At 41.1% G+C, this 14,738-nt stretch carries 14 protein-coding genes; 10 read left to right on the forward strand and 4 right to left on the reverse strand.

The window, feature by feature from the left end; translation table 11 throughout:
- Window positions 1–5 precede the first annotated feature (5 nt).
- On the forward strand, window positions 6–1,310 hold the full coding sequence (locus BS333_RS10160; RefSeq protein WP_021709557.1) for a retron St85 family RNA-directed DNA polymerase: 1,305 nt from the start codon (window positions 6–8) through the stop codon (window positions 1,308–1,310).
- Between the two features lie 87 nt (window positions 1,311–1,397).
- Here the strand turns inward: BS333_RS10160 and bamC are convergent, their stop codons facing one another.
- Both bamC and dapA read right to left on the reverse strand, forming a co-directional pair.
- Window positions 1,398–2,417, reverse strand: coding sequence for an outer membrane protein assembly factor BamC (gene bamC / locus BS333_RS10165; RefSeq protein ID WP_021709558.1), 1,020 nt, complete (start codon window positions 2,415–2,417; stop codon window positions 1,398–1,400).
- A gap of 51 nt (window positions 2,418–2,468) precedes the next feature.
- Complete coding sequence (gene dapA, locus BS333_RS10170) at window positions 2,469–3,347, reverse strand: 4-hydroxy-tetrahydrodipicolinate synthase (RefSeq protein WP_021709559.1); 879 nt, start codon at window positions 3,345–3,347, stop codon at window positions 2,469–2,471.
- Between the two features lie 281 nt (window positions 3,348–3,628).
- Here dapA and BS333_RS10175 point away from each other — a divergent pair, with 281 nt between their 5' ends.
- The 8 genes from BS333_RS10175 to BS333_RS10210 all read left to right on the forward strand — a co-directional run bounded on the left by BS333_RS10175 (window position 3,629) and on the right by BS333_RS10210 (window position 11,525).
- Window positions 3,629–4,171: a glycine cleavage system transcriptional repressor gene (locus BS333_RS10175; protein ID WP_021709560.1), complete on the forward strand. Its 543-nt coding sequence runs from the start codon at window positions 3,629–3,631 to the stop codon at window positions 4,169–4,171.
- 15 nt (window positions 4,172–4,186) lie between these two features.
- A complete protein-coding gene (bcp, locus tag BS333_RS10180; RefSeq protein ID WP_021709561.1) occupies window positions 4,187–4,654 on the forward strand; it encodes a thioredoxin-dependent thiol peroxidase in 468 nt (155 codons plus the stop codon).
- Between the two features lie 330 nt (window positions 4,655–4,984).
- Window positions 4,985–5,860, forward strand: coding sequence for a phytanoyl-CoA dioxygenase family protein (locus BS333_RS10185; protein ID WP_021709562.1), 876 nt, complete (start codon window positions 4,985–4,987; stop codon window positions 5,858–5,860).
- Window positions 5,861–5,866: 6 nt separating this feature from the next.
- On the forward strand, window positions 5,867–6,853 hold the full coding sequence (locus BS333_RS10190) for a hypothetical protein (protein ID WP_021709563.1): 987 nt from the start codon (window positions 5,867–5,869) through the stop codon (window positions 6,851–6,853).
- A 194-nt stretch (window positions 6,854–7,047) separates the two neighbouring features.
- Window positions 7,048–8,289 carry a DegT/DnrJ/EryC1/StrS family aminotransferase gene (locus BS333_RS10195; RefSeq protein ID WP_021709564.1) on the forward strand — a complete coding sequence of 414 codons (1,242 nt, stop codon included), beginning with the start codon at window positions 7,048–7,050 and terminating at the stop codon, window positions 8,287–8,289.
- A gap of 14 nt (window positions 8,290–8,303) precedes the next feature.
- Complete coding sequence (locus tag BS333_RS10200) at window positions 8,304–9,470, forward strand: MFS transporter (protein WP_021709565.1); 1,167 nt, start codon at window positions 8,304–8,306, stop codon at window positions 9,468–9,470.
- Between the two features lies 1 nt (window position 9,471).
- Window positions 9,472–10,305 carry a glycosyltransferase gene (locus BS333_RS10205; protein WP_021709566.1) on the forward strand — a complete coding sequence of 278 codons (834 nt, stop codon included), beginning with the start codon at window positions 9,472–9,474 and terminating at the stop codon, window positions 10,303–10,305.
- A 74-nt stretch (window positions 10,306–10,379) separates the two neighbouring features.
- Entirely contained in the window at window positions 10,380–11,525 is a 1,146-nt protein-coding gene (locus BS333_RS10210; protein ID WP_021709567.1) for a UDP-N-acetylglucosamine 4,6-dehydratase family protein, read from the forward strand.
- Between the two features lie 97 nt (window positions 11,526–11,622).
- Here BS333_RS10210 and BS333_RS10215 read toward each other — a convergent pair whose 3' ends face one another.
- Complete coding sequence (locus BS333_RS10215) at window positions 11,623–12,696, reverse strand: AI-2E family transporter (protein WP_021709568.1); 1,074 nt, start codon at window positions 12,694–12,696, stop codon at window positions 11,623–11,625.
- The gene (locus tag BS333_RS10220; protein WP_021709569.1) at window positions 12,696–12,932 is read right to left on the reverse strand and encodes a sulfurtransferase TusA family protein; all 237 of its coding nucleotides are present in this window, start codon (window positions 12,930–12,932) and stop codon (window positions 12,696–12,698) included. Before BS333_RS10220 ends, BS333_RS10215 begins: the two co-directional genes overlap by 1 nt.
- A gap of 346 nt (window positions 12,933–13,278) precedes the next feature.
- On the opposite strand from BS333_RS10220, the gene bepA reads away from it, so the two are divergent.
- Window positions 13,279–14,730, forward strand: a complete 1,452-nt coding sequence (gene bepA / locus BS333_RS10225) for a beta-barrel assembly-enhancing protease (protein WP_021709570.1) — start codon at window positions 13,279–13,281, stop codon at window positions 14,728–14,730.
- Window positions 14,731–14,738 lie beyond the last annotated feature (8 nt).

The raw sequence follows: 14,738 nt of genomic DNA on the forward strand, positions 1-14,738 counted from the left end.
GCATAATGACAAAATCAATCAAACAACTCGCCCTCGAGATCGAAAAAGCAGGGAGCCCAGAGGCTTACGTAAAACAACAAATGCAAAAGCAAGGTTTTACCGTCACAAGAAAAAATGTCGCAGACCTTTCTAAAAAAGAGCTTAGCGCTTATAAACAAGCGTTAAAAAAAGAAGCCAGTGAAAAACATAAACTCCAACAAGAAGCTTGGCAGGGTTATAAAGCCTATAATATTGTCCATTTAGGCGACGATATTTATTGGAATGATCAAGATGTTTGTGACAAATTTGACTGCGATGATCGACATGTTCGCATGCAAGAAAACGCGATCCCAGATTTTAAAAACCCGCAGGCTCTCGCGGCTTGGCTTGGGGTAAGCATGCCACAATTACGAGGCCTGACGTATCATAGAGAGTGTGCTGAATCGATTAAATATCGCCATTTTACGATTGAGAAACGCAGTGGTGGAATGCGCTCAATTTGGGCACCAAACCATGAACTAAAACAAGTCCAGCGACAAATTCTGGACGAGATTTTAAGCTCACTTCTGGTGCATGATGCAAGCCATGGATTTATGCAGGGGCGTTCCATTTTTTCAAATGCGTTGCGTCATACTGATGCTAAAATCGTTGTGAAAATGGATTTGAAGGACTTTTTCCCAACTATTTCTTTCAAACGCGTTAAAGGCCTGTTTAGAAAAGCCGGTTACCAGGAACAAATCGCCACTTTGTTGGCATTGTTGTGCACAGAAGCACCAAGAAAAATCATTGAACGAGATGGTAAGAAGTATTTCATCGCCTTGGGAGAACGTTGTTTACCCCAAGGAGCACCAACCAGTCCAGCAATCTCTAATGTGGTCTGCTTAAGACTTGATCGTCGCTTACAAGGGTTAGCTGAATCCTTAGGGTATCGCTACACGCGTTACGCGGATGACCTCACCTTTAGCCAACTCAATGACTGTAAAAAGCCAATGAGTATTGGTGCATTAAAAGCCGCAATCAAAAATATCATCGAATCAGAGGGGTTTGTCCTTCATACGGAAAAAACACGAATTACTTATCCACACCGAAGCCAACAGGTGACTGGCCTGGTCGTCAATGGGAAAGGTTTACCGCGAGTACCTCGTAAAACAAAACGCCATCTGCGTGCCGCGATTCATAATTTACAACAAGGCAAACCACTGCAAGATGGGGAAAGCTTGGAACAACTGAAAGGTTATGCTGCTTTCATAGCAATGAGTGACCCTAAAACAGGGCAGGAAATGCTAGCAAAGCTTAATGAATGCCAACTGAGCTTGCCTGAAAGTACGTAGAGTAAACCTACTCTCGAAGATAAAAAGCGCAGTAAAAAGGGATCATACGATCCCTTTTATATTTTTTAGCCTTAAAAACTCAAAGTACTATTGTTTTACCGTTGCGGCCAAAACAGGCACTAACGACTTCAAGAATGCTTCTTCGACAGGTTTACCAGAGGCATCCGTAACATTGATTGATGTGCGGTTACCTAAGTCCCCAAGTTGGAAAGTATACTTGCCCGATTTTAGGTCAATCGGTTTAACACCAATATCATTCCAAAACGCATCATCAGGAGAAGCGTATTTAGCGGTAATGATGCCCTGAGATTGACGACGCTCTTCAACTCTGAAGCCCATTTTTGGTAGTACCGTTGGCATGCGATCCCATGCAACATTGTATGGAGCTCGTGCAATGATCACAGGCAAACCACTGCGATCTTTACCCATTGTAATCGGGATCTGCTTAACCAAGTTTTGCGCTTTTTGCTGTGCGGCTTGGCGAGCAGTTTGATCATAACGTGCAGTGATCAAATTGGTCATATATGCATTATAACGTTCACGGTTGACCTGCGTTACTGGTTTAATTTGCTTACCTTCTCGCCAATCAATCAGGTTAACCTTGAAACCATAGCGGCCAAGTTGATCAATACGAGTCAGTGCATATCGACTACCAATTTCAGCATCTTCGTCCGGCGAGTCCCAAGATATCCAGCCCGTTTCTAGGCGATTGTCCGCTTGACTCGTTAAAGAGATGTTTTTCTCTCTTGCCATTTCTTTTGCTGTCAACCAAACCTTATCAAGATCATCTTGACTGAGCAGCCAAAGTGTCACTTCACCATCGTTATTGTGGTCAAGTCGCGCACCCGGAATCAATTCTAAAACTTGCTGAGGTGGGCGAATATCAACATCTTGACCCGTACCTCCCGTAAAGCTCCCTTGCGGAATACGGTAATTAGGATAGAAATGTGGCTGAGCACCTGTCGCAAGCTTCCACTCTTTTAGAGCGGGTGTGTTCAAATATTCAAAGTCATCTTTAGCTTGACGACGCTGATTTGCACCACCTGAACAGGCAGTCAATACGAATACAGCTAGTGAACTTAACACTAACTGGCTTGAAAGCTTCATTTAAACTCCTAAAACACTGAGAACGCGTTGGCCCTCAGTATGAACTCAATCCTAGTAAATACCTGCGTCTGTTAACGCCTGTTCCACTGCTGGCTGCGACTTATCCGAAAGTTCGACCAAAGGAAGACGCAAACCACCATCTTCTATTAACCCAAGCTTATTCGCTGCCCATTTCACTGGGATAGGGCTTGATTCAATAAAGAGCATTTTATGCAACGTCATCAAACGTTGGTTAATTGCTTCTGCTTGCTCAAACTTACCTTCGCTTGCCAAATGGAATATATCAGCCATGTCTTTAGCCGCGATATTATTGGTTACAGAGATAACGCCATGACCGCCAAGTTTAACAAACTCTAGGCCAGTCGCATCATCGCCACTTAGTAAGATAAAATCTTCGCCACAAAGTTCACGATGAAGTGCAACTCTCTTCAAATCACCGGTTGCGTCCTTTAGTGCCACGATGTTATCAAGCTTAGACAATCGAGCGACAGTCTCCGGCAATAAGTCTACCGCCGTACGCCCAGGAACGTTGTATAAAATTAGGGGAATCTCACTTGCCTCAGAGATCGCTTTGTAATGTTGGAACAACCCTTCTTGAGTCGGTTTATTATAGTATGGCGTGACACTAAGAAAGCCAGAAATACCCGAGTCTGCTAATAATTTGCTGAAGGTTACCGCTTCATGAGTTGCATTCGCACCGGTACCCGCAATCACTGGGATACGACCAGTGGCAAATTCCACAGTTTTATGGACAACTTTTACATGCTCTTCAATCGTTAGAGTCGCAGACTCACCGGTTGTTCCAACGGCAACAATGCCATCAGTGCCAGCCGCTACATGGTGTTCTACTAGTTTCTGCAGGCCATCAAAGTCTACTTCACCATCCGCTTTAAATGGTGTAATCAGTGCTACGATACTTCCTGAAAACATGTTTCTCTCCCTTAATTTAATCTCTCTGCATGGTACTGTAATGCACTTGAGGAACACAAGAGTATAACGCTGTTTGCAAAGTTTATTTGAGTGATTATTTCTCTTCGCTTCCCAAAGTGATCTCATGCCCATGAATGAGAGTAATATAAGTCGGGTATTGATTTGTCTAATTAATAAACAAAACATTTAGATTTAATTTAAAATAGCCAACCTCACCACATTTATTAGACATATCTGTGCTAACATCTTTGTTATTGTAGTAAAGGACAAGAAGCTCATTTATGAAGCAACATCTGGTACTTACAGCGGTTGGAACGGATCGTCCAGGCATCTGTAATCACGTTATCAAACTGGTCACACAAGCTGGCTGTAATATTGTCGATAGCCGCATTGCCTTATTTGGTAATGAGTTTACCCTCATTATGCTATTAACCGGGAATGCGATGCATATCGCCCGAGTCGAAGCACAACTACCTCTTCTAGGTCAAGAGCATAGCCTGATCACCATGATGAAGAGAACTTCAGCGCATGAAGTGCTCGACAACAGCTATACCCTTGAAGTCTTCATCGAATCAGAAGACAAGATTGGCTTGACTGAAAAATTCACACAGTTTTTCGCAGATAAGCAAATTGGTATCGATTCTCTCAGCGCACAAACCATCAATAAAAACAAAGTTCAACTGGATGCAGATCAGTTCCATATTGCCATTACCGCCTCGGTCAATGCTGAATGTAACTTAATGCAATTACAGGAAGACTTTAATCAGCTTTGTCACACCCTAAATGTACAAGGTTCTTTGAATTTTATTAAAAACACCTTATAAGAAAAGGAAACAAGTATGAATACGCTGACTGCAGGTACGCCAGCACCCGCCTTCTCTTTGCTCGACCAAGATGGTAATACCGTCTCACTAGCAGACTTACAAGGTAAAAAAGTTCTGTTTTACTTTTACCCAAAAGCCATGACCCCAGGTTGTACGACTCAAGCGCAAGGCCTTCGCGATATCAAGTCTGATTTGGATGCACATAATGTCGTGGTCCTAGGGGTGAGTATTGATCCCGTGAAGCGTCTTGGTAAATTTATTGAGCGTGACCAACTAAACTTTACGCTACTTTCTGATGAAGACCATGCTGTTGCAGAACAATTTGGTGTTTGGGGCGAGAAAAAGTTCATGGGCAAAGTATACGATGGCCTGCATCGAATCAGCTTTCTCATCAATGAAGAAGGCGTCATTGAACACGTTTTCAATAAATTTAAAACTAAAGACCATCATCAAGTGGTCTTAGACTATCTGAATGGCAAGTAACCCCTTTGCACTGCCCTTTTCATACCAACTTAGCTCGCAATATACCCAAGTTACTCTAGGTACTTGGGTATATTAATAATGTGGGCTAAAACTGTTCAGAAAATAAATAACTACTATTATTCTTCATCTTTTATTAATTTATTGCTCTAAATAAAGATAAGAGTCATTGAATTTAAAAAATTTTTAGGGATGACTTCGAAATAAATTGGAAGGTTCATGAAATAACCGACATTTTTCTTTAAGTGCGTCTGTCTTTCATAGCTGGCGACATGTTTTCTACAACGATATCACTAGAATGCCCTGCATATAAGAAAAGTGAGATTTATCTATATGGAAAACTACTGGCTAGCAAAGAAAAAAGAGCTAAAAGAAAATGGTTACACGGTTATTGAATCGTTATTACCTGAAAGCTTATGTGATGATTCTATAGACGCTATTTGTGAATTCATGCAAATGGATGTTCATGATAGAGCAACTTGGTATAAGGAGACACCACTCAACAGCAGTGGCTCTGTTCCTATGCACCACCACCCCGCTTTTTGGGCCGTACGCCAGCATCCAGAAATATACCGTGCCTTTGCCACTTTACTTGAAGAAAGCAACCTCTGGGTCACCATGGATCGTGCCGCAGTTAAAGTGCCTTGTCGTTATGATCTACCACAATATGGTAACGACGAAAATAAAATGCATTGGGATTACGATGTCAGGACATTAAAAGCGCCATGCTACCAGGGGCTCATTTATCTCGTCGATACAGAAAAAGAACAAGGCGCGTTCGGCTGCATACCTAAGATCTATAAAAAAATCGTAAACAAGCAAATTGATGACAACTCTTTTTTCGATAGAAGTGAAGTTAATGGCTTATTTTTAGAGGATGTATATCCTTTTGAAGACAGTGAAATTGAGCGTATCTCAGCACCAAAAGGGAGCTTAATTATCTTTGATAGCCGATTGCCACACGGCAACGTCTGTACTCATCATACTCAGCCAAGATTTGTCCAATTTATCACGATGTATAAAGCGGACTGCAAAGAACATGTCCCAGCATTACTGTACCAAACGAAACAGCAAAGAATCGAGTGCTATCAACAGTCAAGGCCACCGGAGTGGCTCAGAGGTTGGAACGGTCAATTAGATCCAGAGCCACACTCACCTTATCCTTTATCTGATCTGGGTAAAAAATTAGTTGGTATAGATAGCTGGTGATATTGAATGAGTACTTTACTGTTTGTTATTGAAGCCCGTGAAGGTAAAGGCATGGGGCATGTCTACCGCTCAATATCGATAATAGAAAAGCTGAAAAAGCATTCAAATATTCATGCTATTTTTTTATGTCATAAAGGGAAGGCAATTATAAAAGAAATGGTAAGTTTAAATGCTACCCTCCATTTTAAACATAATAAAGATGAGGCATTGAGCTTAATAAAAAGCATCCAGCCAGACACGGTGATCAATGACTGCTTAGATAATGAAGCTTTTTATATTCGTGAGCTTAAAAAAATCTCCCCGAAAGTCATAAATATTGAAGATATTGGAGAAGGGAGTTTTTTAGCCGACAAGGTCATCAACTGCGTTTATAGTGACTGTGGTCAACACAATGCCCTTTACGGTGAAAAGTATATGGATATAAGGGATGCATTTCACCGAAATAAGCCGTTTATCCAAAGAGATTCCGAATTCGTTAAAAAAGTGTTGGTTAATTTTGGTGGTGAAGACCCCAATAATATCACCATGAAAGTTTTAAGAGTCATCGCCAATTCCGATTACTTAAAGACGTTTCATTATACCTTGGCACTGGGTAGCAGATATAGAGGCCTGAATGAAGTTGAGGCATTTACCAAAGAAAACCGCTTAAAGGTAGATATCAAGCTCAACATAGACTTAGCAACCTTAATGCCGCATGCCGACATAGCGGTTTTAGCCAATTGCAGAACCGTATTTGAAGCAGCCTTCATGCTTCTGCCCTCCGTCATTATCTCTGCGAATGCACGAGAGTGCCTACATACATTTTATCGAAAGGTTGATTTTCCATATTGTGGTAATGGGTTACTCATAAATGATGACATCATCGAGCATAAGATTACCCAGTTAATTTTAGATAAAGAATACAGAACACACATCATTAAAAACTTAGAGCAACTAGAAATCGGACAGGGCCTAACGCATTTAGAGTCCGAGATCATGACTATGCCAAGATAGTTGCTATACCAAGATAGCTGCTATGCCGAAATAATTACTACGCTGACATAATTACTACGCCGAAATAGTTACTACGATAAAATAACTACTACGACGAAATGGTTACTAGGCTGAAATAATTACTACGCAAACATAGCTACTATGCCCAAATAATCTCAACATGCTTGGGTATATTATTTAAACAAGGACGTTTTATGAAACCTAGTTACCCTCAATGGCCACAATTTGATCAAAAAAGTGCGGATGAAATAGCACTCACCCTCAAAAGCGGTAAAGTTAATTACTGGACTGGCACGAAAGGAAGAGAGTTTGAAACGAACTTTGCCAAGTGGTGCAGTACCAACTTTGCAATCAGTACCACCAATGGCACATCGGCCTTACATACCATAATTGGTAGTATGGATATTGGCCCTGGAGATGAAGTGATCGTTCCCTCTTATAGCTTTATAGCCACGTCTTACGCTGTATTACAGGCTGGCGCAATACCTAGGTTTTGTGATGTCACCAGTGATCATACTATCAACCCAGATCGCATCGAAGCTCTAGTAACGGAGAGAACTAAAGCGATCGTCGTCGTTCATTTGTATGGCGTAGTTTGCGACATGGACCCGATTAATGAGATCGCTGATAGGTATCAATTAAAAGTCATTGAAGATGCCGCTCAGTGTATCGGTGGCAAATATAAAGGTAACAAAGTCGGTACATTAGGTGATGCTGCTGCATTTAGTTTTTGTCAAAGTAAACATTTCACCACAGGCGGTGAAGGTGGAATGATTGTCACTGATGACGAGGATCTGGCTTGGCATTGTCGATCATTCCGTGATCATGGCTTTGATGTCAAACAAAAGTTAGCCTTGCTAGACATGGAAGAAAAGCAACCCTATATCCATGAAAGAATTGGTTATAACTATCGAATGACCGAAATGCAGTCAATTGTGGGCATTAATGAGCTCAATCGATTTGATGATTGGAATCTAGCAAACCGTAAAAGAAATGCCTTTATCTATGACGAGATTTTGAAAGATTGCAGCTTGATTGAAAGTTTACCTTTTAACTCTTCTGAAAGGGAAAACGCCTATTGGTTATACCCCATCACCTTAGTGACTTCGATTACAGAGCAGCAAACGCATCAACTATATAAAAGCTTAGTTGGACTAGGGATTCCTGTCACAAAAGTGCTATGGCCTGAAACATTCAAAGAAAATGTATATAGAAATCTTCAGGGCTTTGGCCAGCACGAGTTTCCGTTTAACTCGAGTGAATACCGCAGTATAGAGTCGGTTAACTATACAGAAACCAGATGCCCAATGGCAAATTCACTATCAAAAAGAACCATTAACCTCCACTTGTACCCGACTTTGGAACCTGAACATATAGAAAGAATATCCCATGCATTTAAAGAGCTCTTGAATCAGTTAGAAGCCAGCACCCTGTAATTAAAGGAATTATTATGTTTAATCTTAAAAAATATTTGCCATTAATTCCTACAATGGGATTGTTTTGGCTTCTAGGTTTTAATGTAGGCACATGGGCATCTCGATTAATATCAATAAAGGAAAATATGCTGATATCAGACGCATATTTAGGCTTTTTCTTACTTGCTGCGAGTTTGGGTGGGGTTATTGCCTTCCCTATTACCATCGCGACAATAAAATACTTAGGTGTAAGAAAAGCCGTTGTCGTTCAGAGTATCGCCGCATCTTTACTGATTTATTTTATTATGAACACCCAGAACTACTTTCTAGCATTATTTTTTATGTTTTTAGAAGGTATCTGCTGTGCAGGGATCAATACCTCAATTAATCTGTTTGGTAATGACATGGAAAAAAGGCATAAGATCAAATTTATGGCCCGATTCCATGCCACCTTTAGTCTAGGCTTAGCCAGTGCAGCACTATTAACCATGATTGTGATGAAATATGTTTCTGAAGCGCTCTATGTTCATAGCTTAATCTCTGGTCTGATCATACTCACTATTATGATTTTATCAGTAGTAAAACTACCAGAAATAGCAAGTGAAGGTAATAAGGAGAATAACGAAGGAAGTCGTTTATTAAACATTAAAACCCTAACACTCGGTGGACTAATCTTATTTGCCACGATCGTCGAAGGCTCTATGCATGATTGGTCAACAATATACTTAAAAGATATTTTGCATATTGAAGAATCGATCGCTTCATCTGGACTATTAGTGTTTTCTTTGTCAATGTTTGTTGGCAGACTGTTCGCAGATAACTTTAGAAGCAAATACTCTGACTTTATTCTTATCTTTTCCGCCGGCCTCATTGTTGCATTTTCTCTTGCCACCAGCCTGCTTATTATGAATATTACGATAACATGGCTTGCTTTTGCGGTGGTTGGTTTAGCGATCTCTTTTGTCCAGCCAAGTATTTATGCCATGGCTGCGTCAATGGGCACAGGCTCACTTTCTATTGTTGCAACTTTTAGCTCCGTGGGTGGTTTTATGGGTCCGCCTATCGTTGGGTTCATCTCATCAAATTCATCGCTTTTATATGGAATGTATTTCATTTCTTTCTCATCTCTGTGCATTTCTTTTATGGCATTTTTTCTACTCAAATTGAAACAGAGCAACACTTTAGCTAACGAAGGAGTTTAAAATGACCGTCAGTATTATCATACCTACGTACAACAATAAAAATGACTTAGAAAAAACAATACATTCCATCATCAATCAAAGTGTTGATACTTCAAATATTGAAGTCATTATCTGTGATGACGGCTCCTCTGATAGCACTAAAGCAATGTGTTTAAAATTCCAAAATATGATAAACATTCGCTACCTATACCAAGAAGATCAAGGTTTTAGAGCAGCGAAAGCTCGCAATATGGGGTTAGAAGCTGCACAAGGAGAATTTATTCTTTTTATTGATAGTGGTGTATTAATAAAGAGCGATCTAATAGAAACACATTTATCGAATTACGATGATGCAACCATCAATATTGGGTTTTGCCATGGTTTTGATGAGCACAGCGTTATGAATAACGATTTTGAATCGCACATCGCTATGAACCAATTTGACACCCTTTTCATGAATCTATTAAATGATGAAAACAACCGCGATTGCCGATTCAAATTACTCACACACATAGGTCACTTTAGAGGTTTTGAACAATACCCATGGTTGTTCTTTTGGGGTGGACACTTGTTTGGCAAAAAGGAACATTTCCTTCAAGTAGGCGGTTTTGATGAGAAGTTTACTCATTGGGGAGGGGAAGATGTTGAGCTCGGCCTGCGCCTGCATCTGAGCGGAATTAAAATGTCGTTAAACTTAGATGCACATGCTTACCATATTCCACATAAGAAGGCGGATACGGCCTCAAAAGAATCAACGGTAAACAATTGTTTTTATATACACAATAAACATCAGCTAGATATTACTCATACTATGACTCAAAAAACATGGGAAGAAATAGTCGCAGAAGTGGATTAAGTTCGCCTTCTGAAAGATCCATAGTTCATTGATTTGAATTTATTATATAAGAATAATCAAGGTGATAGTTTAAAATGGAATTTGAAAAGTTATTAAATAGGAATGTTACTGAACCTGACACTTATTTAATGTCTAAAAATATAGCCGAGCATAATGTCTTAGTCACTGGTGCAGGTGGAACTATAGGCTCCGAGTTGTGTCGAAAAATACTCAGTTATAACCCTAAGAGCCTTATTTTATTTGAACTCAGTGAATATAATTTATATTCAATTGAACATGAAATTAAAGCATATTTAGCTCAAACTGGGCAACAAACACCCATATTTTCAATTATTGGTAACATACAAAATAAAACGCACTTTGGCTCAGTTTTAGAAAAGCATAAAGTCCATACCATCTATCATGCAGCGGCACACAAACATGTCCCTATGGTAGAAAATAATATCGTAGAAGCTGTGAAAAATAATGTATTTGGTACGCTTTCTTGTGCTGAAGCTGCGATCGAACATCAGGTCGCCAATTTCACACTCATCTCCACAGATAAAGCCGTAAGACCAACCAATGTCATGGGAGCGACGAAAAGACTTTCAGAGTTAATCCTGCAAGCTTTGTCGATACAACAGTCCTCCACCTGCTTCACCATGGTGCGTTTTGGGAATGTATTAGGCTCTTCAGGTTCCGTTATCCCTCTATTTTTAAATCAAATTCAAAACGGCGGGCCACTCACTGTCACCCATCCTGATATAACGCGGTATTTTATGTTGGTCTCAGAAGCTTCTGAGCTGGTGATTCAAGCAAGTGCCATAGGCCACAGCGGGCAGGTTTTTGTCCTTGATATGGGGGAGCCAATAAAGATTCACGACCTGGCTAAAAATATCATTAAGCTCACCCAGACAAAGCAAGACATTCAGATTGTATTTTCGGGTTTAAGACCGGGAGAGAAGCTGTTTGAAGAGTTGTTAATTGGAGAAAACGCCAGTAACACCATTCATCCTAAAATTAAATCTGCGACTGAAGTGCACATTAAGCCAGAACGCTTAAATCAGATTCTAGCGTCTTTGAAAAAATATTGTCACCTTATGGATAAAGACATGTTAAAAACCATTCTCCTGGCAATTCCAACAGGCTATAAAATTCCCAAACATCAAAAATCACCAACAAAAACAGTAGAGCAAGTTTGTTCACATCATCACGACGGACAATCTCTCGAAGCTCATTGAGACGAGTATACCAGTTAACCTCAAACCGTTGGGTATGTCATCACAGGAGCGGCCATGTAGAATGAGTCTCGCCTCACTCTACATGGCAACATGCCATTTATGGCTCTACGATAGACTCTTGCTCTTCTGTACTTGGCAGAGCATTCCAAACCGCCTTAACTAAGGTCGCCAATGGAATGGCAAAGAAGACGCCCCAAAAGCCCCATAAACCACCAAATACTAATACTGCAACAATAATGGCGACAGGATGAAGGTTGACCGCTTCCGAGAAAAGGACTGGCACCAGCACATTGCCATCCAATGCCTGAATAATGCCATAAGCAACAAGCAACCAGTAAAATTGAGGTGTTAACCCCCACTGAAACAATCCGACAATCGCAACAGGAACCGTCACCGCAGCTGCACCAATATATGGAATCAACACAGATAGCCCCACAGCGACCGCCAACAATGCAGAATAACGAAGGTCCAGTATGGCAAAAGTCACGTAACTCACGCTACCAACAATCAAGATCTCAAGTACTTTTCCACGGATGTAATTTGAGATTTGTTCGTTCATCTCATGCCAAACTTTATTTGCTAGCTTGCGGTTTTTCGGCAACACACCGCTAGCCATATTCAGCATTTCTTCTTTATCTTTAAGCAAGAAGAAGACTAAAAGAGGGACCAAGATCAAGTAAACACCAAGAGTCGCCAAGCTCACTAATGATGCCAACGATCCTTTCACAACACTTTCACCTAAACCAATCGCTTTGTTTTTTGCATTGGTGACAAGGGTTTCAACAATTTGCAAGTTGGCCAGTTCAGGATAACGCTCTGGCAAGGTGGAGATAAACTTTTGCAGCCCCGCGTACATGCTCGGAATATCATTCAGCAAGTTGCCAACCTGAGTCCAGATCGTTGGTACTAATCCAAAAATAGCAACCAGCATCAAACCAGTAAAAATTAATATCACCGTTATAACAGAGAAGGTTCTTGGCACGCCAAGACGACACATTTGGGTGACTGGCCATTCAAGCAAATAGGCCAACACAATCGCAACAAGAAGCGGAGCAATGAGATGACCCAAAAAGTAAATAGTAATAAAACCAAATAAGAGAATGGCAACAAGACTTACAGCATGGGGATCTGAAAAGCGTCTCTTATACCAACGACTTACCATATCAAGCATTATGATGGCTCCTTATTGAATACTGTCAGTGTGAAATACCCAGATGCGGAGTGACAGCTAACTTTGTAGCCCTGAGCCAATAAATAGTTTTCTATATCACGCTTAGAACTTGAGTCCACAATTTTTATCATCAGCTGTTGATGAATTTCGGTTTTAGAGTGGAACAGGTTCACTATGTGACGCTTAGCCATTAACAAGGCCATAGGGCAACGCTGTTGACTCAAATCAAGTAACATAGATCTCATTGTCTTGCTCAGCACTTGTGATAGGGTTGTATTGTAACGGCTTTTTAAGTTGGTGCTAGCTTTTCTCAGACAATTTAACGTCAGTCAAAAGCGGTCAAATGCCCCTTTTTGCCAATACATATCGCTCAGCATGAAACCAATCCAGATGTTTCCTGTCTTATTAGAAGCACATGGTGTACGTTTACCACTCCCTTAAAAGTGAACGCTGATGCAAAAATATCAGTGCCAAGATAGCTGCAATGCTTGATTTATAGCAAGATCACTGACACGCTTCTGTGCGGCGAGGTAATTTGAGTACACACCTATCGCTCAGGACTTTGGAGAACCTTTTTTTTATATGCTAAAATGCTCCCGAACTCTGGTTACTTTGTCTCTTGCATTAGCAATGAGTACGCCAGTAACCCATGCCAATCCGCTTAATCTTCCCGATATTGGAACAACAGCGGCCAGTACATTGACCATTGATCAGGAGCTGATTTATGGTGACGCCTATATGCGTATGCTTAGGTCCAGCAAACCCCTTGTTAATGATCCGACCATCAATGAATATATTGATACTTTAGGCCATCGTTTGGTCTTGAAAGCTGATGACGTAAAAACACCTTTTCATTTTTTTATGATTCAGGACCGTAACATTAATGCCTTTGCATTTTTTGGCGGTTACGTGGCACTACATTCTGGTTTGTTCCTTCACGCAAAAACAGAAAGTGAACTGGCTTCAGTGATTGCCCATGAAATCGCGCATGTCACCCAACGCCACCTTGCTCGAAGTATGGAAGACCAGGCTCGCCGATCCCCTGCAAGTATTGCGGCATTAGCTGGCGGCCTGTTATTGGCTATCGCAGCACCTGAAGCGGGCATCGCTGCAATCACGGCAGCAACCGCGGGTAACATGCAAAGCCAAATCAATTATACCCGAGCAAATGAAAAAGAGGCTGACCGATTTGGTATCGCCACTCTGGCCAAAGCCGGCTTCGAAGCTCAAGCCATGCCGCGCTTTTTTAGTCGTTTGGCTGATGAATACCGCTATGCCAGCAAGCCACCACCTATGCTGTTGACTCACCCACTGCCAGAAGATCGTATTACCGATAGTCGAGCGAGAGCACGCGACTACCCTCCACTGCGTCTTCAGCCTTCAATCGATTATCACCTTGCCCGCGCAAGAATCATCGCTCGATACGCAGGTTTAGAGAGCCAAGCAGCACTAAGTTGGTTTGAGCGAACACAAAAGAAAGCACCAGCTAAAGCAGCTCCCTCTTTCAATTATGGCCGAGCATTGGTCCATCTGGACAATAAAAAGTTAACCAAAGCTGAGCCATTATTAATAGACTTGTTAAAACAAGATCCAAACAACCTTTTCTATCTTGATGCGATGTCTGATTTATACCTCGCTCAGCAACATCCTGAAAAAGCGATCAACATGCTTGAAACCGCACTAAAAAGTAATCCACAAAATAAAGTGCTGCTTATCAACTATGCCAACGCTTTACTCGAAGACAAACAAGATGCCAAAGCATTGAGAGTGCTTCAACGCTATACTCATGACCATCCTGACGATACCAATGGCTGGCAGCTCTTATCCAAGGCTAACCATGCCCTTGGTCACAGTGATGAAGAACTGGCTGCAAGAGCAGAGATTTTAGCTCTACAAGCAGGATGGAATAAAGCGATTCAATACTACAGCGAGGCCAGTAAAATCGCCGAGCTAGGAAGCTTAAAACAAGCACGCTATGATGCTCGTATCGATCAGTTAATGATCCAAAGAGATCAATTTATGGCGTTACAATAACCCTATGG

The organism is Vibrio azureus (genome assembly GCF_002849855.1).
Lineage (GTDB): Bacteria > Pseudomonadota > Gammaproteobacteria > Enterobacterales > Vibrionaceae > Vibrio > Vibrio azureus.